Annotated in this window: 17 protein-coding genes; 12 read left to right on the plus strand and 5 right to left on the minus strand. The window is 73.2% G+C overall.

The annotated features are described in order from the left end of the window. The 3 genes from AB0L33_RS34885 to AB0L33_RS34895 form a co-directional block, all read right to left on the minus strand. A partial coding sequence (locus AB0L33_RS34885; RefSeq protein WP_365687765.1) for a methylmalonyl-CoA mutase family protein occupies positions 1-533 on the minus strand: 533 nt, incomplete at its 3' end. Further along, on the minus strand, positions 530-2392 hold the full coding sequence (locus AB0L33_RS34890) for a methylmalonyl-CoA mutase family protein (protein WP_365687788.1): 1863 nt from the start codon (positions 2390-2392) through the stop codon (positions 530-532). The genes AB0L33_RS34885 and AB0L33_RS34890, both read right to left, overlap by 4 nt. A 116-nt stretch (positions 2393-2508) precedes the next feature. Next, the gene (locus tag AB0L33_RS34895; RefSeq protein WP_365687767.1) at positions 2509-5133 is read right to left on the minus strand and encodes a BTAD domain-containing putative transcriptional regulator; all 2625 of its coding nucleotides are present in this window, start codon (positions 5131-5133) and stop codon (positions 2509-2511) included. Between the two features lie 244 nt (positions 5134-5377). Here AB0L33_RS34895 and AB0L33_RS34900 point away from each other — a divergent pair, with 244 nt between their 5' ends. From AB0L33_RS34900 to AB0L33_RS34935, 8 genes are read left to right on the plus strand one after another with little or no spacing between them, the layout of a single operon-like run. Then, entirely contained in the window at positions 5378-7162 is a 1785-nt protein-coding gene (locus AB0L33_RS34900; RefSeq protein ID WP_365687769.1) for a fatty acyl-AMP ligase, read from the plus strand. Beyond that, entirely contained in the window at positions 7156-8904 is a 1749-nt protein-coding gene (locus tag AB0L33_RS34905; protein ID WP_365687770.1) for an acyl-CoA dehydrogenase, read from the plus strand. The genes AB0L33_RS34900 and AB0L33_RS34905 overlap by 7 nt, the downstream gene beginning before the upstream one ends. Before the next feature lie 36 nt (positions 8905-8940). Next, the gene (locus AB0L33_RS34910) at positions 8941-9231 is read left to right on the plus strand and encodes an acyl carrier protein (protein WP_365687771.1); all 291 of its coding nucleotides are present in this window, start codon (positions 8941-8943) and stop codon (positions 9229-9231) included. Then, positions 9228-12215, plus strand: a complete 2988-nt coding sequence (locus AB0L33_RS34915) for a beta-ketoacyl synthase N-terminal-like domain-containing protein (RefSeq protein WP_365687772.1) — start codon at positions 9228-9230, stop codon at positions 12213-12215. Before AB0L33_RS34910 ends, AB0L33_RS34915 begins: the two co-directional genes overlap by 4 nt. Continuing rightward, complete coding sequence (locus AB0L33_RS34920; RefSeq protein ID WP_365687774.1) at positions 12212-13258, plus strand: 3-oxoacyl-ACP synthase III family protein; 1047 nt, start codon at positions 12212-12214, stop codon at positions 13256-13258. Before AB0L33_RS34915 ends, AB0L33_RS34920 begins: the two co-directional genes overlap by 4 nt. Then, complete coding sequence (locus AB0L33_RS34925; RefSeq protein ID WP_365687776.1) at positions 13255-15183, plus strand: HAD-IIIC family phosphatase; 1929 nt, start codon at positions 13255-13257, stop codon at positions 15181-15183. The genes AB0L33_RS34920 and AB0L33_RS34925 overlap by 4 nt, the downstream gene beginning before the upstream one ends. Continuing rightward, positions 15158-15403: an acyl carrier protein gene (locus tag AB0L33_RS34930; protein ID WP_365687778.1), complete on the plus strand. Its 246-nt coding sequence runs from the start codon at positions 15158-15160 to the stop codon at positions 15401-15403. The genes AB0L33_RS34925 and AB0L33_RS34930 overlap by 26 nt, the downstream gene beginning before the upstream one ends. 2 nt (positions 15404-15405) lie before the next feature. Next, complete coding sequence (locus tag AB0L33_RS34935) at positions 15406-16266, plus strand: 4'-phosphopantetheinyl transferase superfamily protein (RefSeq protein WP_365687790.1); 861 nt, start codon at positions 15406-15408, stop codon at positions 16264-16266. Here the strand turns inward: AB0L33_RS34935 and AB0L33_RS34940 are convergent. After that, a complete protein-coding gene (locus AB0L33_RS34940; RefSeq protein WP_365687779.1) occupies positions 16246-17112 on the minus strand; it encodes an AfsA-related hotdog domain-containing protein in 867 nt (288 codons plus the stop codon). The two genes, AB0L33_RS34935 and AB0L33_RS34940, sit on opposite strands and share 21 nt — an antisense overlap. Before the next feature lie 176 nt (positions 17113-17288). After that, a complete protein-coding gene (locus AB0L33_RS34945) occupies positions 17289-18245 on the minus strand; it encodes a helix-turn-helix domain-containing protein (RefSeq protein WP_365687780.1) in 957 nt (318 codons plus the stop codon). Positions 18246-18451: 206 nt separating this feature from the next. Between AB0L33_RS34945 and AB0L33_RS34950 the strand changes: the two genes are divergently transcribed. From AB0L33_RS34950 to AB0L33_RS34965, 4 genes are all read left to right on the plus strand, one after another. After that, on the plus strand, positions 18452-18646 hold the full coding sequence (locus tag AB0L33_RS34950; RefSeq protein ID WP_365687782.1) for a hypothetical protein: 195 nt from the start codon (positions 18452-18454) through the stop codon (positions 18644-18646). A gap of 801 nt (positions 18647-19447) precedes the next feature. Further along, positions 19448-21067, plus strand: coding sequence for an acyl-CoA carboxylase subunit beta (locus AB0L33_RS34955; RefSeq protein WP_365687784.1), 1620 nt, complete (start codon positions 19448-19450; stop codon positions 21065-21067). Beyond that, a complete protein-coding gene (locus AB0L33_RS34960; RefSeq protein ID WP_365687786.1) occupies positions 21064-21318 on the plus strand; it encodes an acyl-CoA carboxylase epsilon subunit in 255 nt (84 codons plus the stop codon). The genes AB0L33_RS34955 and AB0L33_RS34960 overlap by 4 nt, the downstream gene beginning before the upstream one ends. An 11-nt stretch (positions 21319-21329) precedes the next feature. Next, on the plus strand, positions 21330-21427 hold a 98-nt coding region (locus tag AB0L33_RS34965), incomplete at its 3' end, for a biotin carboxylase N-terminal domain-containing protein (protein WP_281179312.1).

Raw genomic sequence — 21427 nt, forward strand, 5'->3', positions numbered from 1 at the left:
AGTACGGCGCCGTTCATCGTCATCGACACCGACATCCGGTCCAGCGGGATGCCGTCGAAGAGCTGGCGCATGTCGTAGATCGAGTCGATCGCCACGCCGGCCATGCCGACATCGCCCGTCACCCTCGGGTGATCGCTGTCGTAGCCCCGGTGCGTGGGCAGATCGAAGGCGACCGACAGGCCCTTCTGACCGGCCGCCAGATTCCGCCGGTAGAACGCGTTGGACTCCTCCGCCGTCGAGAAACCCGCGTACTGACGGATCGTCCAGGGCTGGTTCACGTACATCGTCGGATACGGGCCACGCAGGTACGGCGCGATCCCCGGGTACGTACCGAGGAAGTCCAGGCCCTCCAGGTCACGTCCGGTGTACAGCGGCTTGACGCCGATGCCCTCGGGGGTCTCCCACACCAGGTCGGCCGCGGCGGACCCCGTGGTCTCCTTCACCGCCGCCTCCCACAGGTCCTCCGAGCCGGCGGGAGCGGGGGAGCCCAGGCCCAGGGCGGAGAAGTCGGGGATGAGGTTCCTGCTGCTCATGGGGTCACGTCCATCCGGTCGAGGGCAAGGGTCAGCACGGCGACCGCGTCGCATCCCGCGAAGACGTACGAGTCCACACCGCGATACGTCGCCGGGCGGCCGGCCAGGAACACCAGCGGCGCGCCCGCCTCGACGAGCGCCTTGACGACCGTCTCGGCCTGCTCCTCGTACAGCGCGTCGCTGGAACACACGCAGACCGCGTCCGCGCCGCTCGCGGCGTACGCCTCGGCGACGGTCGACGGGTCGACGGACACCGGCTCCTGGACGGGTTCGATGCCACCCGCCCGGAAGAGGTTGGCGGCGAAGGAGACCCGCGCGGTGTGCACCGCCGCCGGGCCCAGCGCGGCGATGAACACGCGCGGCCTGCTCCCGGTCGCCGCCAGATGGGCGTCACTACGGGCGCGCAGCGCTTCGTAGTCCTCGTCGCAGCGGACGCGGGGCAGGCCACCGGACGGAGCCGCGGGTGCGGGCTCACGGACCACCGGCTTCTCGGCCGGCAGGGGGAACTCGCTGACCCCGGTGACCGGTTCGCGGCGCTCGGCCAGGCCCTTCCTGCGTTCGGCCCAGGTGGCGGCGAGGCGTTCGGCGACCAGGCCCGAGCGCAGCGCCGCCGCCTGACCGCCCGCCTTCTCCACGGTTTGGAAGAACGCCCAGGCGGCGTGCGCGAGTTCGTCGGTCAGGCGCTCCACGTAGTACGAGCCGCCCGCCGGGTCGATCACCCGGGCGAGGTGCGACTCCTCCAGCAGGATGGAGGAGGTGTTGCGGGCGATGCGCCGGGCGAACGCGTCCGGCAGGCCCAGCCCGTGATCGAAGGGGAGCACCGTGATCGCGTCCGCGCCGCCCACTCCGGCGGCCAGTCCGGCCACGGTGGTGCGCAGCATGTTCACCCACGGGTCACGCCGGGTCATCATCACCGGTGAGGTCACCGCGTGCTGGAGCTGGGCGCCGGCTTCCGGGGCGCCCGAGACCTCGGCGACCCGCGCCCACAGCCGGCGCGCCGCCCGCAGCTTGGCGATCGTCAGGAACTGGTCGGCCGTCGCCGCGTAGCGGAACTCCAGCTGCCCCAGGGCCGCTTCCACGCTCAGGCCGTACTCGGTGAGGGCCCGCAGATAGGCGACCCCGGTGGCCAGGGACAGGCCCAGCTCCTGCGCGGCGCTGCCGCCCGCCTCGTGGTACGGCAGGACGTCCACGGTCAGCGTACGGATCAGGGGGTACCGGGAGGCGACGGTACGGGCCTGCTCGGCGGCGGCGGCGATGTCGAGCGGTTCGCCGGTCCGGGCCTCGTGGCCCAGCGGATCGGCCCCGAGGTTCGCGCGGACCGACGCGGGGGGTGTCCGGCGCTCGGCACACAGGTCCAGGAACGCACGTGCCGCCTCCGCGTAGTCGGCACCGGCGTCCAGCACGACGGGCGCGAGGTCCAGGTGGACCCCGGCCAGGGCCGGGGCGAGGCCCCCGACCGGAATGCCGTCGGCGCCGACGGGCAGCCAGAGGGAGGTGCCTCCGTTCTCCAGATCGGCGAGCACGGCCTCGTTCACGCGTGCGGGGTCGGCGCCCGTGAGGCGCTGGCGCACGTCCCAGCCGCTCGTGGCGTTGCCCACGGCCCTGCCGCCCCGGACGAAGGGGGCGAAGCCCGGAAGGCCCACGGCGCCGGGTTCGGGCGGGCTGTCGCGCGCGGTGTACAGCGGACGGGCGGTGAGCCCGTCCTGGAGCGGGGTGGACAATGCTTCTTCCGCGGCGTCGCCGGAGGCATCCCGGCCCGACTTGCGCAGTACGCCCTCTACCAGGCGCTGCCACTGCTCATGTGTCGGGTCGGGGAACTCGGCGGCCAGGGAGAGCCCGTCGTCAGGCAGGACCGTCATGGCGCGGATGCTAGGGCGCTCCGCTAAACCGGGGCCGTAGCCGTAGCCGTAGCCGTAGCCGTAGCCGTAGCCGTAGCCGATGACGGGCACGGCCCGGCCGGTCCCGCCCCACCCGCCTACGCCGCCGAGCGCAGGCGCCAGACCCCCGGGCGGACCTCCGAGCAGTCCGGGGCCGGGGTGCGCAGCGCCGCCAGCCGGCGCCGGGCATAGGACTCCAGACGGGCATCCCCCAGCGCCACCGCCTCGGACAGGCACTGGCCGAAGTGCTCCTCGGCGGTGGCCGGGCGCCCGCACTCGACCGCGAGCAACCCCATCACCCGCAGCGCCTCGAACCGGGCGCGAGGGTCCTGCGCGGCCGCGTCCAGAGCGGGGGAGAGGAGCGCCGCGGCGCCGTCGACCGCGCCCGCGTCCAGCCGCAGATCGGCCAGGCCCGTCAGGGCGCGGCTCCGTTCGAGCAGGTCGGAGGCGATGTCGGCGGCCAACAGGGCCCGTTCGTACAGTTCGGCGGCGGCCGGCAGTTCGCGGCGCTGCCAGGCCCGGTCGCCCAGCGAGCGCAGCAACCGCGCCTGGGCCGGCAGATCGCCCAGCTGATGGGCGGCGTCCAGGGCCAGCCGATGGCAGCTCTCCCAGTCGTCCCACGCGGCGAGGGTCTCCAGCAGGCCGGTCAGCGCGTCGGCGAGACGGACGGTCTGCTCCCACAGCCCGGACCGGGCCGCCTGCCGGACCATCGTGACGAACGCGGGCCGTTGCCGGGCGGGCCACTCCAGGGAGGGAGCCCCGTCCACCTGCACGGAGGTCTCGCGCAGCGCCTTCTCGTACGCGGCGCACAGCCGGCCGGTGGCCGCCCGTACCGAGTCCGCCGACTCGTGCGCGGCCAGCCGGTCCGCTGCCAGCAGCCGCAGGGGTTCGGACAGCCGGTAACACGCCGGGCGCCCGGCGCCCGGCAGTTCCTCCCGGACCAGCCCGGCCGCCACCAGCCCGGTCACCGCGGCCCGTGCGCCGGCCGCATCCGTGTCCAGGACCGCGGCGGCCGACTCCGCTCCGAAGGGCCCCTCGGGCAGCAGCCCCAGCAGCCGGAACTCCCGCTGCTGCGTACTGCCGACGTCCTCGTACGCCGTGGCCAGCCGGTCCAGGAACCCGGGCGCCACCGCGTCCAGCTCCGCGAGGCGCCCCGGCGCGCCACGGAACCGGGCAGCCGCGCACGGTTCGGCGCGGGCCGCGGCGCGCAACGCCAGCGGGAGCTGTCCGCACAGGTCGGCGATCTCCGCGGCCTCCGCCTCGTCCGGGACGTCGCTTCCCCGGCGGGCGGCCACCAACAGCCGCCGCGCCTCCCTGGGCGCCGGCACGTCGAGAAGGAGCTCCCGGCCGTCCAGCCCGGGCGGCACCCGCCGGCAGGTGACCAGGAACCTGGCCTCGGGCAGGGCCGCCGCCAAGGGCTCGACCTGGTCCGCACGGTCCACCGAGTCCAGGACCACCAGCATGCGCCGGCCGCCGGTCAGCCCCCGCAGCAGGTCCCGCAGTTCGCGGGCGCCCCCGGGCAGGGCGCCCTCGGCGCCGTACAGCCGGGCGATCCGCGCGGCGGCCGCCGGACCGTCCACGCCCTCGCGGCCCTCGCGCGTGTCGGGCCGCATGCGGATGAGGACCCGGCCGCCGGGGAAGCGCTCGCCCGCCCGGTGCGCCGCCTCCGTGGCCAGCGCGGTCTTGCCGACGCCCACCTGGCCGCTCAGGACCACGATCCGGCCGCCGGGCGCGGCCAGCAGCGCGGCCAGCGCACCCAGCTCCTCCTCGCGTCCGGTGAACAGCCGGTCGGCAGGGGGCAGCTCCACCACGGACCGGTGCGCGGCAGGGGCCTCGGGGCCGTCCGGCGTTCCCGGCCCCGGCACGGCGCCCGAAACCGAGACCCGGGCCCGGTCCGGCCCGGGGCCCTCGGCGGCGCCGGGTTCCCCCGTCGGCCGCAGCAGCTCGGGGTCGCCGGCCAGGATCTGCCGGTGCAGCGTCTGGAGTTCGAGGCCGGGATCGATGCCGAGCTCCTCCACCAGTCCGCGCCGCAGCCGGGCGAAGACCTGAAGGGCGTCCGCCTGCCGCCCCGACCGGTACAGGGCGACCATCAAGTGGGCGAAGAACTCCTCCCGCAGCGGGAACTCCGCGACCACCGACTGCAGTTCGCCGATCAGGGCCTGCTGCCGGCCCAGATGCAGGTCGGCCCGGACACGCTGTTCCAGCGCCGCCGTCCGCACCTCCGTCAGCCGCACCGCCGTACCGTCCAGCAGCGGACCGTGCGGGGTGTCCGAAAGCAGGGGGCCGCGCCACAGGGCCAGCGCCTGGCGCTGAAGCCGCGAAGCGGCCTCGTACTCGCGCTGCTCCATCCGCTCCTGCCCGCGCTCGTACAGCTCCTGGAAGACGGTGAGGTCCAGCTGCGCGGGGTCCAGCCGCAGTTCGTAGCCGGGCGCCCGGGTCACCAGCGCGTCCCTGCCGTACTCGGCGTCCGCCTCGTCCAGCAGCTTCCGCAGCTGGGACACGTACACCTGCAGCGTGGTGGTGGCCGTACGGGGCGGCTCCTCGCCCCACAGCTCGTCGATCAGGGTGTCCACGGAGACGATCTCGTTCGCCCGTACCAGAAGCGCGGCCAGGACCACCCGGATCTTCGCGGCGCGCGGTGTCAGATTTCTCGAGCCCCCGGAGACCGGCCCCGGCCCCCCGGCCCCGCCGACCTCCAGCGGCCCCAGTATTCGAAAACGCATACGCCCTCCCCCGGCTGATTTTCGATGGCCAGGCTAGGCACGCCACCCACCCCGGCTCCGGACAGGTGCCCCCCTGAACCGGGCGCCGCAACCCCCGCACACGCACGCTGCAAGCCCCGCTTTAGCCGCGGAACGGACGATGCGGGCGCCCAGGTGGGAGCGGACGAGGACGTACCGCTGCTGCCCCGAGCGCACCATGAGGGGGCCTACGTTGACCGAGTACCGAACGTTTACCGAGCTGATCATGGATCGGGCGCGGGCCCTGGGCGAGGCGGACGCGCACATCTTCCTGCGCGACACGGCCGCGGGCACGGTCGAGGAACGGCTCTCGTACGCCGGCCTCGACGCCGCCGCGCGCAGCCTGGCCGTCCGGCTGCGCTCCCACGGTGCCCAGGGCCAGCCGGTGCTGCTGCTCCACCCGCAGGGCCCCGAATTCCTCAAGGCCTTCGTCGGCTGCCTCTACGCGGGCGCCATCGCGGTGCCCGCCCCGCTCCCCGGCGACCGGGGCGAGCGCCTGCACCGGGTCTCCGGGATCATCAAGGACACCGGCGCGCGACTCGTCCTCACCGACGCGGCGAGCGCCGCCGAAGTGTCCCTGTGGCTCGCCATGGAGACCCGCGCCGAAGCCGTCGTCCTGGCCTCCGACGTCGTCGGCGCGACCTCGGCCGCGCAGGACTGGGAACCGCCCACGGCCGGGCCCGACGACCTGGCCTTCCTCCAGTACACCTCCGGCTCCACCTCCCGGCCGCGCGGTGTCATGGTCAGCCACCGCAACCTCCTCGCCAACGAGGCGGCCATCGGACGGGCGCTCGGCACCTCACCCGCCGACCGGTTCGGCAGCTGGCTGCCGCACTACCACGACATGGGCCTGATCGCGCACCTGCTGCACCCCCTGTGGCTGGGTTCCGCGTCCGTCCAGATGTCCGCCACCGCCTTCGTCAAACGGCCCGTCAACTGGCTCCGCATGATCTCCGAACACGGGGTGACCATCGGCGGCGGACCGAACTTCTGCTACGACCTGTGCCTGCGCCGCGTCACCGACGCCCAGCTCGCCGGACTCGACCTCTCCGGCTGGCGACTCGCCCTCAACGGCGCCGAACCGGTCCGCGCCGACACCCTCGACGCCTTCGCCGCCCGGTTCGCCGCCGCGGGCCTGCGCCCCGGAAGCATGTACCCCGCCTACGGCCTCGCCGAAGCCACCCTCGTCGTCTCCGGGACCACCCCGGGCGCCCCGTACCGCCACCGCGCCGTCGACCCGGCCGCCCTCGAACGTGACGAACTGCGCACCCCCGAGCCCGGCGAGGCCTCCCGCACCCTGGTCTCCAGCGGCCCGGTCGACCAGGACTTCGACCTGCGCATCGTGGACCCCGTCAGCGGCAGCCCCCTGCCCGCCGGCCGGGTCGGCGAGATCTGGCTGCGCGGCGACAGCGTCGCCCAGGGCTACTGGCGGCGCCCCTCCGAGACCGCGCACATCTTCCACGCGGTGCTGGCGGGCGGCGACTCCGGATTCCTGCGCACCGGGGACCTGGGCGTCGTCGAGGACGGCGAGCTGTACGTCACCGGGCGGCTGAAGGACGTCATCATCCTCAACGGCCGCAACATCTACCCCCAGGACGTCGAATGGGCCGTCCGCGACATCGATCCCGCGCTCGGAGCCGGCCACGGTGCGGTCTTCACCGTGGACGCCGGGCGCGAACAACTCGTCATCGTGCACGAGGTGCGCGTCCCCCACACCGACACGGCACGGCTCCAGGACCTGACCTGCCGCATCCAGACCCTGGCCGGACGGGACTTCGACGTGCCCGTCGGCAACGTCGTCCTGGTCCGGCCCGGCACCCTGCGCCGCACCACGAGCGGCAAGATCCAGCGTGCCCTGATGCGGAAACTGTTCCTGAGGGGCAGCCTCTCCAGCCTCCACGAAGTCCTCGACCCCGCCGTGCGCGCCCTCGTGGACACCCCCCGTCCGCCGGCCGACGACGACGTCGTCCCCGCGTCGGCGGCCCGCCGGGCCCAGGACCTCCCGTGGTGAGCACCCTCACGCTCGGCACCCGGCCCCGTACCCTCGGCGCGCCGGCGGGGGACCGGGCCGCCGAGCTGGAGCACCTGCTGGGAGACCCCACCGACGTCCGCAACCCCACCGGGTACGCGAAGCTGCTGGTCGCCGACCGGCGCGGCACGCTGTCCGCGGACGCGGAAGCCCTCCTCGACGAGTTCGGCCTGAACGCCGAGTACGTGCCGCGCGAACTCGGCGGGCGCTTCGACTCCGCCGAGACCCTGCTGCGCGTGATGCGCCCGGTCTTCCGGCGCGACGCCGCCCTCGGCGCCGGCTACGGCATGAGCACCTTCATGGCCGCGTCGGACGTGTGGATGAGCGGCAGCACGGCCCAGCGCGGCTGGCTCGCCGAACTGCTGCTCTCCGGCTCCAAAGCGGCCATCGCCCAGCACGAGACCGCCCACACCAACGACTTCGTCCGCAGCCAGGTGGCCGCCACCCGCACCGCGGCCGGCCTGTCCGTGAGCGGCGCCAAGTCCGTCGTGAACAACCTGCACCGGGCCGACGCCCTCGTGCTGTTCTGCCGGACGGACGACCGCCCCGGCAGCGGCAGCCACTCCGCCCTCCTGCTGGACCCGCGAACCCTGCCGGCCGACCGCTACCGGGTCACCCGCCGCCGTCCCCGTACCGGCATGCGCGGCTGCCACTTCGACTCCGTCGCATTCGAGGACTGCCCGGTACCCGAGCGGACCCTGCTCGGCCCGCTCGGCAGCGGCGTGCCCACCTCCCTGCGGTCCTTCCAGATGAGCCGCACCCTCATGGCCTCCCTGGTCGCCGCCGCCGTGGACACCTGCCTGCGCACGGCCGTCCTCGTCGACCGCACCCAGAAACCCGGACACGGCGCCCCCGTCGATCCCGAACACACGGCGACCACCCTGGCGAACGCCTTCGTGAACCTGCTGTTCTACGACTGCCTGGCCGTCGTCGCCACCCGCGCCCTGCACCTGCGCCCGGCCGAGACCAGCGTCTACTCGGCCGCCGTCAAGTCGCTGTTGCCGCGCGTGCTCAGCGACACTATGTACGAGCTGTCCACCGTCCTCGGCTCGCAGATCTACACCCGGGGCGGCACCGTCGGCGTCTTCCAGAAGCACCTGCGGGACGTGCCCGTGGTCAGCCTGGGACACGCGGGGACCGTCGCCTGCCAGGCCACGATCATCCCCCAGCTCCCGGCCCTGGCCGCCCGGTCCTGGTTCCGTGAACAGCCCGCCCCAAACGCCCTGTTCGAGCCGGGCGCCCCGCTGCCCCCGTTCGGCTACGACCAGCTGACGCTGGCCTGCGGCCGCGACGGCCTCAGCGCCTCCCTCGTCGAGACCGCGGGGACGCTGACCGGCCGGAGCCCCGTCGAGCGTGCCCTGCGCGAACTCGCCGGGCAGATGGTCGACGAACTGCGGGACCTGCGCACCCGTGTGCTGGCCCTGTCCCCGCCCGGCTGCGGAGCCCCCGTGAGCCCGGTCTGGTTCACGCTCACCGACCGGTACGTCCTGGTGCTCGCCGCCGCAGCCGTCCTCGGCGTGTGGCGGCACAGCGACGCGGGCCGCGACCCCTTCCTCGCCGACCCCGCCTGGGCGGCCCTGGCGCTCTTCCACATCGCCCGGCGCCTCGGCGCCCCCGGCGTCGAAGTGCCCGCCGAGTGCACGGCCCGGGTCCACCAGGAGGTCCTTGCCCGCTTCGGCGACCAGCGCAGCTACGACCTGTACAACGTCCCCCTTCCCGGCTGACCCGGCCGGCATGGCCTTGCACCGAAGGAGTCCGGCATGACCCTGCCCGCGCCGCCGCGCCACGCGGCCGCCCCGCTGTACGGGTGGCTGACCGACCGGCTCGCCGTCTACCTGGACCGGGAGCCCGAAAGCATCGACCCCACCGTTCCGCTCGCGGTGTACGGCATGGACTCGGTCTGCGCACTGAGCCTCTGCGGCGACGTGGAGGACGAGTTCGGCATCCCGGTCGACCCGTCCATGGCCTGGGACCACTCGACGGTGGCCGCACTGGCCCGGCACCTGGCCTCGCGCGGCGTCCGGGTGCAGGCCGGCGGGACGCGCCCGTGACGGGCGCCGGCGCGGTGGCCGTCGTCGGGATGGACTGCGTCTTCCCCGGCGCGGCCGGTGCCGAGAGCTTCTGGGATCTGCTCGTCCGCGGCGGCGACAGCATCGGCGAGCTGCCCGCCGGACGGCGCGAGGGGACCGGCTTCGACGCCTCCGTACGCGGAGGATTCATCGAGGACATCGCCACCTTCGACAACGACTTCTTCACCGTCTCACCCCGCGAGGCCGCGGCCATGGACCCGCAGCACCGGCTGCTCCTCCAGTGCGCGTGGCGGGCGCTGGAGGACTCCGGACAGTCCCCGGCCGCCCTCGCCGGCAGCGACACGGGGGTCTTCGTCGGAGCGATGGGCAGTGAGTGGGCCCAGCTCCACATGGCCGACCACGCCCGGGTCACCCCCCAGCTCGGCGCCGGCACCAGCTCCTGCATGGCCGCCAACCGGATCTCGTACCACCTCGACCTCAAAGGACCCAGCCTCGCCGTCGACACCGCCTGCTCCTCCTCCCTCGTCGCCGTGCACCTGGCCGTCAACTCCCTGCTGGCGGGGGAGTGCGGCACCGCGCTCGCCGGAGGCGTCAACCTCGTGCTGAGCCCGGCCCTCGGCCGCGTCTACGCGCAGATGGGCCTGGCCGCACCCGACGGTCGCTGCAAGCCGTTCAGTGCCGACGCGGACGGCATCGGGCGCAGCGACGGAGCGGGCACCGTCGTCCTGCGAAGACTGGAGGACGCGCTCGCCGACGGGCAGCGCGTGTACGCCGTCATCCGGGGCTCCGCGGTCAACCAGGACGGCCGCAGCAACGGCGTCACCGCCCCCAACCGGTGGTCCCAGCGCGAGGTCGTCGCCGCCGCCTACCGGCGCGCCGGGGTCACCCCCGACCGCATCCGCTTCATCGAGGCCCACGGCACCGGCACCGCGCTCGGCGACATCATCGAGTGCGCCGCCCTCGGCGAACTCCACGCCGTACAGCGTTCCGAGCCCTGCGCGATCGGCTCCGTCAAGGGCAACCTGGGGCACACAGAGGGCGCCGCCGGCATCGCGGGCCTCATCAAAGTCGCACTCGCCCTGCACCACCGCCTGGTGCCCGCCAGCCGCCACGCCGTCCGCGAGAACCCCCAGCTCCGGCTCGCCGAGCGCGGCCTGAGCCTGCTCAAGGCCCCCCTGCGGCTCCCGGCCGGAGAAGTCCTCGCCGGGGTCAGCAGCTTCGGGATGGGCGGAACCAACGCCCACGCCGTCCTCGCCGGAGCCCCGCGCGTGCGCCGCAAGCCCGCGCGCCGTACCCGCACCGCCGCCCCCGTCGGCGTGTTCACCGTCTCCGGCGACACCCCCGAGGCGCTGCGCCGCAACCTCGCCCGTCAGGCCGAGGCCGTCGCCCGCCGCCCGCGCGGCGATGCCGCTGCCCTGTGCTGGACCAGCAACAAGGTCAAGACGGGCCTCGGCTACCGGGCCGCGATCACCGCCCGCGACACCGCGGAACTGGCGACCGCGCTGAGAGCGGCCGCCGACGACGCCCAGCTGCGGGCCGGTATCGCCGACCGGGCCTGGCACCCCCCGGTCATCGGCTTCCTCTTCAGCGGCCAGGGTGCCCAGGCACCGGGCATGACCGCCGGTCTCTACCGCGACAGCGCCGCCTACCGCCGCCACCTCGACGAGGCCGACGCCGCACTCGCCCCCCACCTGGGCGGTTCGGTCCGGGACCTGATCCTCGGCGAGGACCCCGCCGTCCACCGCACCGGCTGGGCCCAGCCCGCCCTGTTCGCCGTCGGCTACGCGCTGTGGCGCACCCTGGGCGACCTCGGCGTCCACCCAGACGCCGTGCTCGGCCACAGCGTCGGCGAGTACGCCGCGGCCGTCGCCGCGGGCGCGCTCGGCCTGGAGGACGCCGCCCGGCTGATCGCCGTACGGGCGCGGCTGATGGAGGACCTTCCCGAAGGCGGCGGCATGCTCTCCGTGCGCGCGGACGCGGCCGAGGCGCGCGACGTGCTGAGGACCCTCCCGCACGCCACCCGGCGGACGGTGGCCGTGGCCGCCGTCAACGGGCCCGGCCACACGGTCCTGTCCGGTGCCCTGGAAGCACTCGACGCCGTCGCCGCCGCACTGCGCGCGTCCGGCATCCGCAGCAGCAGGCTGAACGTTTCGCACGCCTTCCACTCGCCGCTGACCGAACCTGCCCTGGACCGGTTCGCCGAGTCCGCGGCCGGGGTCGCCTGCACCGCCCCCCGCATCCCCTTCGCCTCCACCCGCTACGGCCGCATGCTCGGCGACGAGCCCCTGGACGCCGCGTACTGGCGCGAGCAGGCCCGCGAACCGGTGCTGTTCGAGGCGGCCCTGGACGCCCTGATGGCCGACCTGATGCCCGGGGTGCTGATCGAGATCGGCCCCGCCCCCCAGCTCGTCCAGCTCGCCGGCCGGACCGGGCTGCCCGGCGGAGTGCGGCTGCTGCACCCCGCGCCCGGCATCCACGCGGGCGGCGCCGACCTCGCCGAGACCGCCGCCGCCCTCTACCGCTGCGGACTCGACCCGCACTGGCAGGAGCTGTACGAGCCCGCGCACCGCGCCCTGGAGCGGCTGGCGCCGTACGCGTTCTCCACCGAGCGCCGGTACTGGCACGCGCCGGTGCCCCGCGCCGCCACCATGACCGCGGCCCCGGACCCCGCTGCCCCCGGCGGGGCCGGGGCCGCATCCCCCGCCGACGCCGGGGCTGGAGCCCCCGCCGCTCCGGACGCCCCCGAGAACCCCGTGCTCGGAGCCGTGATCGCCGCCGTCGTCGAGGTCGGGGGTTACGACCCGGCCCAGGTCGGCCACGAGACCCGGTTCTACGCCGACCTCGGCTTCGACTCCGTGATGATCATGCAGCTCAAGGACCGCGTCGAATCGAGACTGCCGCAGACCGGCAGCGTCACCGTCCAGCAAATCCTCCCGGCCCTGCGGACGGTGGGCTCGCTCGCCGCGTTCCTCGGCGAGTGGATCAGCGTAGGAGCCACCCCATGAACCGCCCCACGGGCACGCCCGCACCCGCCTTCCACATCGCCGGCACCGCCGCCGCCCTGCCCGGACCCGCCATCGACAACGCCTCGCTCGGCAAGGTCTTCGGGATCAGCGAGGAGTGGATCGACCTCTTCGTCGGCACCCGCACCCGCCACTTCGGCTGGGACCCGGCCACCGGCGAGGTGCTGCACTCCCTCACCGACCTGTGCGCCGAGGCCGCCGGCAGGGCGCTGGACGCGTCCGGCCTCGCCGCCTCCGACCTCGACTTCCTGGTCCTCAGCACCACCACCCCCGACACCCTGCTCCCGACCACCGCCACCCGGGTCGCGGACCGGATCGGTCTCAACTACCTGCCCGTGTACCAGATCCAGGCCGGTTGTGCGGGCGCCGTCCAGGCCCTCGACCTCGGCCGCGCGCTGATCGCCTCCGGCCACCGGGCCGGGCTCGTCGTCGGCGGGGACGTCACCGACCGCTTCCTCGACCCCGCGCGCGGCGCCGCCACCCTGCCCACCCAGGAACTCGTCAACTACGTGCTGTTCGGCGACGGCGCGGGCGCGGCCGTCGTCAGCGCCGACCCGGAGGGCGAGGCCATCGGCGTGCGGGCGCTGCTCAACTGCTTCACCGGGCAGGGCCGCGCCCCGGGCCAGACCATCGACTGGGAGGGGCCCGCCCGCCGGGACCCGGACCGCCGCATGCTCCACGAGGACTACAAGGCCATCGAGGAGGGCGTGCCCCTCATGGCGGGGGAGATCCTCTGGGAGCTGCTGGAGACCACCGGCTGGGGCCCGGACGAGGTCGACTTCCTGCTGCCGCCACAGCTTTCGGGCCGGATGACCCGGCGCATCGTCGAGGACCTGGCGCTGCCCGGCCCCCGGGAGATCTCCTGCGTCGCCGACACCGGCAACACCGGAAACGCCCTGCCGTTCGTACAGCTCGACCGCCTCGTGCCGGAGCTGCGCCCCGGAGACCGCGCGCTGGCCCTCGTCGTCGAGTCCAGCAAATGGATCAAGGCCGGTCTCGCCCTGGAGAAGGAGGACACACGGTGACCACCCCGCTGGAAGAACTGCGCGCACTGCACACCACCGGGAGACTCGCCGCGTGCTATCCGCGGGTGCGCTCCCTGCTGGCCGAGATCACCGACGACCCCTCACGGACCGAGGCCGACCTGCTGTCCGAACTGCGCCGGTGCGGCCGCGTCCTGGCCTCCCTGCGCACCGAGGACGTCCTCGCCTGCCATCCGGGGACGCCCGTGGTCACCGTCGCCGTCACCGGTCACTCCACCCTGGCCCAGCTCACCGACCCGCTGACCGCCGAGCTGGCCCGGCACGGCCTGCCGGCCCACCAGGTCCACGGCACCCACGGCGCCTATCTGCGCGATCTCACCGACCCCGGCGGGGAACTGCGCACCGCCCGCCCCGACCTCACGCTGTGCGTCATGGACGCCGACGCGGTCCTCGGCCGGCTCCCCCTGCCCTGGGGCCCCGACGACGTCGAGACCGCCTGCGCGGAACTCGCCGCCCACCTCACCCGCATCGCCGAGGCGCACACCGCCCACGGCACCGGCACCCTGGTCCTCAACACCCTGCCGCTGCCCCGCCACTGCGCCCAGCAGCTCGTGGACCAGGGCGGGCGCGCCCGGCTGGGCGCGGTCTGGCGCGAATTCAACGCCCGCCTGCTGCGCCTGCCCGAGAGCCACCCCGCCGTCGTGGTCCTCGACCTCGACCCGGTCGTCGCGTCCATGGGTCCGGCCTGCGACCCCCGCCTGGCCCTCTACACCCGCTCGCCCTTCAGCGACGAACTGTTCTCCGCCTACGCCCGCGACGCGGTCCACGTACTCCGCTCCCGGTCCGGCCTGGCCAAGAAGTGCCTCGTCCTCGACCTCGACAACACCCTGTGGGGCGGGGTCCTCGGCGAGGACGGGCCCGACGGCATCGCGCCGGGCGGCAGCCTGATCGGCGAGCCGTACGCGGCCGTCCAGCGGGTGGCGAAACAGCTCGCGGCCCAGGGGGTCCTGCTCGCCGTCAGCAGCAAGAACGACCCCGGGCCGGTCCACGACGTGCTCGCCGGACACCCCGACATGACCCTGCGCCCCGCGGACTTCGTCGCCGTCCACGCCGGCTGGGAGCCCAAGGACGGCAGCCTCCACGCCATCGCCCGGCGGCTCGGCATCTCCGCCGACGCCCTCGTCTTCCTCGACGACTCGCCCGCGGAGCGGGCGCTGGTCCGCCGCCATCTGCCGGGCACCGCCGTGGTCCCGCTCGGCGCCGAACCGGCCCTGCACCTGCACGCCCTGCTGCGGGACGGCTGGTTCGACACGCCGCAGGTCACCGACGACGACACCCGTCGCACCGTTCGCTATCAGGAGGCCGCCGCACGCGAGGAGTTCCGGGGGAGCACCGGCTCCTACGAGGACTACCTGGCGGAGCTGCGTACCGAGGTCACCCTCTCCGGGCCCGAGCCGCACGAGATCCGCCGGCTCTCCCAGCTGTCGCTGCGCACCAACCAGTTCAATCTCACCGGCGAACGGGTCCAGGCCGACGGCGTCGCCGCCTTCCACCACACCGACGGCCACCAGGTGCTCGCGGTCCGCGTCAGCGACCGCTTCGGCGACAGCGGGCTGGTCGGTGCGCTCTTCGTCCGCCGCGAGGGGGACACGCTGGCCGTGGACAACGTGTTCCTCAGCTGCCGGGCACTGGCCCGGGGCATCGAGGACGCCTGCCTGGCCACCGTACTGGCCCATGCCCGTGACCAGCGCCTGGCCGCCGTACGGGCCCGCTACCGCCCGACCCGCAGCAACGCGAGGGTGCGCGGCTTCTACCCGTCCCTCGGCTTCGGCCAGGAGGAGGGAACGGACGGGGACGACATCTGGTTCCGGCACACGCTGGACTCCCTGCCACCCGTACCGGGTCATCTGACACTCGACGCCCGACTCGGAGGGACGGCCCATGGACGCCACCTGCAACATCACTGACCTGCCCCGATTCCTCACCCACGTCTGCGAGGAACTCGGTCTCGACCTGACCCCGCAGCAGGCCGCCGCGGACTTTGACACCCTGCTGGACTGGGACTCGGTACACCTGCTGCGCCTGGTCATGCTCGCCGAGCGGGCCACCGGCCGGCCCGTCCCGGTCGCCCGGGTGCTCCAGGCCCGCAACCTCGCCGAGGTCCACCGTCTGGTGGTCGCCCCGTGACCATGGCCATCGGGGACCCCCTCGCCGTGACGGTGGCGGGTACCAACTGGACCGCCGTGCGCGCCGAACTGGCGGCCCACGGCACCGCGCTGGTGCACGGCCGCCTCGACGACTGGCGCCCCGCCGACCCGGAAGGGGCCTCGCTGCGCGCCACCCTCGGCCGGGACTGGGTCCGCTACCGGGACATCACGCACGACGAGATACGCGACCAGTTCGCCGCCTCCCGCCTGTTGCTCAAGCACGCAGCGGCCGCCGCGCTGCACGCCGAGCCACAGGACCTGGAACTGATGTACGGACCCACCGGGCGGCCGTATCTGCGCGGCTGCGACCAGATCGACATCAGCCTCAGCCACACCGACGACCTGCTGCTGGTCGGCCTGACCACCCGCGGCCTCGTCGGTGTGGACGCCGAGCGGTCCGACCGGCGCATCTACAGCCGGGGGCTCGACCGGCACATCTGCACCCCGCACGAGCGGCTGCTCGTCTCCGAGCTGCCGGAGGAGGAGCGCAACCCGAGCCTGCTGCGGCTCTGGACCCTCAAGGAGGCGTACAGCAAGGCCATCGGGCAGGGGATGCGGTTCAGGTTCACCGAGTTCGGCTTCGGCCCCGACGGCCGGCCCACCCAGGTGCACCGCCCGGACGGGACACCGGGAGCGGGCGACGAATGGTCCTTCCGGACGTCCCCCCTCGTCAGCGACGGCCTGGAGTTCTGCGTCAGCGCCGCCGTCTACGACGCCGGGCTCGGCCGGACCGCGGACGCCCAGATCACCACCATGCTCGACATCGACGCGGTGGCCGCGCTCACCGAGGCGCTGGAAGGGGAGTGGTCGCATGACTACTGGTCACAGGTCCTCGACCACTGAGGTGGTCGTCTCCAGGACGGCCCTGTCGGCCTGGATGAGACTGAGGGAGACCGGCGCCAGCCGCCGCCCCCTTCCGTCCTTGCCGAGCGGTTCCCACACCGCCGCGCAGCGCAGCGGCAGGTCCGGTTCCGCGTAACCCCGGAAGTGCGCCCGCAGCGAGGCCAGCGTGATCCGCCCGGCCGCCAGCCCGTGCGCCCGCACGGCGGTGTACAGCGAGACCTGCCGCACGGCCTCCAGCAGGACCCGCGCCGGGATCTCCCCGTCGACGGGCGGGGGCAGCACCACGTCGACGGAGAGCCGTCCGTCGGCCGTGCCGGGGTTGCTCAGCAGCACGTCACGGGGGTCCTCGTACCCGATGTCGGCCGGTTCGACGGGAGGACCCGCCGGGGCGGCCGCGTCGCCCCCGCCGGCCGTGCCACAGGCGGTCAGCAGCGCCGCGCGGCTGTGGCGGCGGTGGTTGGTGTGCACGCCGGGAGCAAGGAAGACCAGGCTGGCGTCCCCGGCCCCACAGGGACTGCCGTCGATCCGGATCGCCATGCGGAACTCCAGAACCCGCGGTACGCCGTCCACGACCTTGTCCGGGCGCACGCTCAGCCGGACGTCGAGCCGTCCGGGCGGCACACGCCTGCGCAGGGCCGCGATGTCGTCCGTCCACAGCCCGAAGCGGTAGAAGACCGCCACGCGGTCCGGGTTCACGGCGAAATGGCAGCGCCCGATGAACTCGGCGGCCTCCTGGACCGCGCCGACCACGTCCGGCAGTTCATGGAAGCGCCGCCCCCGCGAGCTCCCGGCCGGGAACTCGCAGACGAGGACGAACTCCTCCTCGGTGTCAGGTACGGCCGGCACCGGATGCTGCCACGACCTCGGCCGGTGGATCAGATGACGGACTGCGGGACTCCGCACACGCCACACCCCCTCAGAACCGGACCGGACACGGTCTCGGTCCTGATTCAGGGTGCACCGCCGGCGGACGCCGGAACCAGCCGTCCGTGATGGCAGCAAGTGGCCCGGCACGTAATGCCCTACGTCACGCCGGTGGGGTCGTCGAGCATCCCGCTCGCGGCCGCGCTCACGCCCGCCTGGAACCGGCTGGTGGACTCCAGTTCCTCCATGATCTGGGAGATGTAGCGCCGGCAGGTCCGTACCGACATGCCCAGCCGCCGCGCCACCACCTCGTCCTTGTGGCCTTGGGCCATCAGCCTGACGATCGATCGCTTCAGGTCGTCGGTCACGGCCGCGGGCTCCTCGGCCCCCGGCGAGAACGACGTGGCGGCCGTCCACAGGTGCTCGTACACCTTGTAGAGGAAGGCCACGAGCGTCGGCTCGCGGACCACCACCGCGCCGGGCATGCGGCCGTCCACGTTCTGCTCGGGGAGGAAGACGATCTCCCGGTCGTAGATGATGATGCGGTCGATCAGCTCGTCCGTCGTACGGACCTCGGCGCCGGCGGCCGTCACGGCCCGCACGTACGCGGTGGTCGCCAGGTCGCTGCGCACGGTGTGCTGGTAGAGGTGGCGCACCGTCACCCCGCGCGCCAGGCGCGTCAGTGTGAGCGGCCGCGCGTTGTCCAGGAAGTGACTGGGTCTGGGGCCGCCGGGCTGTGCGGTGAGCACTTCCGTACGGCAGCGGGCGCCCCAGTCGTTGAGCATCGACTGCAGGACGCCGATGTCGCTGACGATGTCGAAGGCTTCCGCCTGGTTGCGACGCTGGCGGCTCTCGAAGTACGTGGGTTCCAGAGCCCGCATCCGCGTGCGTACGTCCGTGACGGCCTGCTGAAGCTCACGGATCTGTGCCTCGGTGGGGCCCACGAGGTCGGCGGCGGCCGCGTCGGGGCTGACCGGGACGAAGGTGCCCGGTTCGCCGGGCGTCGGGTGGAGCAGGCTCAGGGTCTGCAGCTTCTTCTCGATCTGCGCGGCCTCGTCGAGGCTGACCCCGAGCGCTTCGGCCACCCCGTGTCGCGTGTACCGGCCATGAGTCACGGCGTGTTGATAAGCAATGGCGCAGTCGTCGTCGAAGGCATCGGAGTGCGGCAAGTAAAACGGTTCCCGGGCCATCCCTGTGGTCACTCCCCCGTATGTGGAACTAGCTGCCAGGCCACTTTACGTCATCGAGTTTCGCTTGAGAGCGGCTTGAGCCGGTTGGCAGTGTGTACCTCGCACCGCAGCGACGTCTACAGGGGGTAAAGATGAACAAGGAAGCGGCGAAGCGCATATTTTCTGGTTTGCTCGTTACGCTTGGAATTTGGGGAAGTCTTGGAATGGGCTTGGCGGAAGCATCGACTCCGGATCTGCAGGCGAAGGTCGATATTTCTGGTTCGTCCCTCGGCGGTGGCGTGCAGCTCCATGTCCTCGACGACCAGTGGGGTGTGGCCCACCCCTGACTCGGGCCTCGGGTCGGATCTGCTCATCCGCTCCCTCGACCGGCCGACTCGGCCGGTTGTGGGAGCTTTGCCGTTCCTGGGGCAACTCGTGACCGATCAAGAACTGCCCCTTGCCGCTCCGCCCGGCGGAGTGCGCCACTTCCGTACGTGAATGCACGCCGATTTCTTGAATGCTCGACGCATATGTCTCGCGCATGTGCATCCGGGAGAAGGTGGGGCCGTTCATTTGATGGCCACCCTATTGATTCTGTCGGATTCTTCCGTGGCGTGTTCGGCATTGTCCGTATTTCCGTCCGGGCTGCGGGGTGTTACGGCGTTGATAATTCGGGCGCTCCGTGATCGGGGCGCCGCCTCCGTCGGAAGGCCGGAGCGTCACGTGCTCGAAAGCCCGCCCCCTGCGGTCAGGCCCCGGTGGGGGTCGTCGAGGGTGATCAACAGGACCCCCGCCCCCGCTCCGGTTCGAACCGCAGTGCGCGCAGTTCCGGAGAATCGCCGGCCCGTCGCGCAGCGTTAATCGGGATACCCGGCGCGAGGGGGAAACAGGACCGGCGGCCGGTTTCCCGGCCGGTGCGGGGAGCGGGGAAATCGATCATTCGGGCCCTTCATGAGTTCCTCGGCAGACGCACGCGATAACCACACAACTGCCGTACCGGGCACGGGTGTCGCACCGCCCGTACGGCCGCCCCCGGCTGCCGGGACACTGCGCCGTTCCGCACGCAAGCCCGGCTTTAGGGGGTCCACCGAACCTCTGTGGCGCGCCAGCCGGCCCACTGGCACTCCCGCGTCGAAAGGTGACCTTGGATGAGCATCGTCGAGGACAGGCCTGTCCGGCCCGCGGAGCGCCCGCCGACGCCCCAGCCCGTTCCGGACACCACCCTGCGCGAACGCACGGCCGAACTGAACGCCCTCCAGGAGCAGGTGCTCCGCGGCCCGAGCGACCGCGCCACCGAGGCCCAGCACGCCAAAGGCAAGCTGACGGCCCGTGAGCGCGTCGCCCTCCTCTTCGACGAGGGCACGTTCGTCGAGATCGAGGGCCTGCGCCGTCACCGGGCCACCGGCTTCGGCCTGGAGGACAAGAAGCCGCACAGCGACGGCGTCGTCATCGGCTGGGGCACCGTCCACGGCCGCACCGTCTTCACGTACGCCCACGACTTCCGGATATTCGGCGGCGCCCTCGGCGAGGCCCACGCGGAGAAGATCCACAAGGTCATGGACCTCGCCGAGGCCGCCGGCGCCCCCGTCGTCGGCCTGTGCGACGGAGCAGGCGCCCGTATCCAGGAAGGCGTCTCGGCCCTGGCCGGCTACGGCGGCATCTTCCAGCGCAACGTCCGCAACTCCGGCGTCATCCCGCAGATCTCGGTGATGCTCGGGCCCTGCGCGGGCGGCGCGGCGTACTCCCCGGCGCTCACGGACTTCGTCTTCATGGTCCGCGGCACCTCGCAGATGTTCATCACCGGCCCCGACGTCGTCCGGTCGGTGACCGGCGAGGAGATATCCCAGAACGGCCTCGGCGGTGCCGATGTGCATGCCGCGGTCTCAGGAGTGGCCGCCTTCGCCTACGACACCGAGGAGAGCTGCCTGGAGGACGTCCGCCACCTCCTGTCGATGCTCCCCTCCAACAACCGCGAGCTTCCGCCGGTCGCCCCGGCCGACGACCCCGCCGACCGCCGGTGCGAACGCCTGCTGGACCTCGTCCCCTCCCAGCCCAACCAGTCCTACGACATGCGCCGCGTGATCGAGGAGATCGTCGACCACGGTGACTTCTTCGAGGTCCACGGGCAGTGGGCGCAGAATGTCGTCTGCGGCCTCGCCCGGCTCGACGGCCGGGTCACCGGCATCGTCGCGAACCAGCCCGCCGTCCTCGCCGGTGTGCTCGACATCGAGTCCAGCGAGAAGGCCGCCCGCTTCGTCCAGTTCTGCGATGCCTTCAGCATCCCGCTGGTCACCCTGGTCGACGTCCCCGGCTTCCTTCCGGGCGTGGACCAGGAACACGGCGGAGTGATCCGGCACGGAGCCAAACTGCTCTACGCGTACTGCAACGCCACCGTCCCGCGGATCTCGCTCGTCCTGCGCAAGGCGTACGGCGGCGCCTACATCGTCATGGACTCCCGCTCCATCGGTGCGGACGTCGCCCTGGCCTGGCCCAGCAACGAGATCGCCGTCATGGGCGCCGAGGGCGCGGCCAACGTCATCTTCCGCCGCGAGATAGCCGCTGCCGACGACCCCGCCGAGATGCGCGCCCAGAAGATCAAGGAGTACACGACCGAGCTCATGCACCCCTACTACGCTGCCGAACGCGGGCTCGTCGACGATGTGATCGACCCCGCCGACACCCGCAGCCGGCTGATCGGCGCCCTCGCCATGCTCCGGACGAAGCACGTGCCGCTCCCGGGCCGCAAGCACGGGAACCTCCCGCTGTGACGGCCGGGGAGCCCCGCGCCGGGGCGCAACTCTCGCTGGCCTCGCTGCGGATCACCGGAGGCAACCCGAGCGCCGAGGACGTTGCCGCACTCGCCGCGGTACTCGTCGCCCGCCTCGCACCCGGCGGGGAGGGCGGGCCCGGTGCCGCCGACGGCGTGCGGGGCGACGAGTCGCGCGCTCCCGGGCGGGGCCGCATCGGCTGGGAGCAGCCCGCGGGCTCCTACCGCGCACCCGGAGCGTGGGCGTCGTGACGACCGGCGGCATCCGCAAGGTGCTCATCGCCAACCGTGGCGAAATCGCTGTTCGTGTTGCCCGGGCCTGTCGGGACGCGGGTATCGGCAGCGTGGCCGTCTACGCCGA

The sequence above is a fragment of the Streptomyces sp. NPDC052299 genome (assembly GCF_040679335.1).
Classification (GTDB): domain Bacteria; phylum Actinomycetota; class Actinomycetes; order Streptomycetales; family Streptomycetaceae; genus Streptomyces.

Excerpts from the sequence above, each read along its gene's own strand:
- AB0L33_RS34890 (WP_365687788.1), bottom strand. The coding sequence starts at position 2,392 with ATGACGGTCCTGCCTGACGACGGGCTCTCCCTGGCCGCCGAGTTCCCC.
- AB0L33_RS34895 (WP_365687767.1), bottom strand. The coding sequence starts at position 5,133 with ATGCGTTTTCGAATACTGGGGCCGCTGGAGGTCGGCGGGGCCGGGGGG.
- AB0L33_RS34900 (WP_365687769.1), top strand. The coding sequence starts at position 5,378 with ATGGATCGGGCGCGGGCCCTGGGCGAGGCGGACGCGCACATCTTCCTG.
- AB0L33_RS34910 (WP_365687771.1), top strand. The coding sequence starts at position 8,941 with ATGACCCTGCCCGCGCCGCCGCGCCACGCGGCCGCCCCGCTGTACGGG.
- AB0L33_RS34920 (WP_365687774.1), top strand. The coding sequence starts at position 12,212 with ATGAACCGCCCCACGGGCACGCCCGCACCCGCCTTCCACATCGCCGGC.
- AB0L33_RS34930 (WP_365687778.1), top strand. The coding sequence starts at position 15,158 with ATGGACGCCACCTGCAACATCACTGACCTGCCCCGATTCCTCACCCAC.
- AB0L33_RS34935 (WP_365687790.1), top strand. The coding sequence starts at position 15,406 with ATGGCCATCGGGGACCCCCTCGCCGTGACGGTGGCGGGTACCAACTGG.
- AB0L33_RS34950 (WP_365687782.1), top strand. The coding sequence starts at position 18,452 with ATGAACAAGGAAGCGGCGAAGCGCATATTTTCTGGTTTGCTCGTTACG.
- AB0L33_RS34955 (WP_365687784.1), top strand. The coding sequence starts at position 19,448 with ATGAGCATCGTCGAGGACAGGCCTGTCCGGCCCGCGGAGCGCCCGCCG.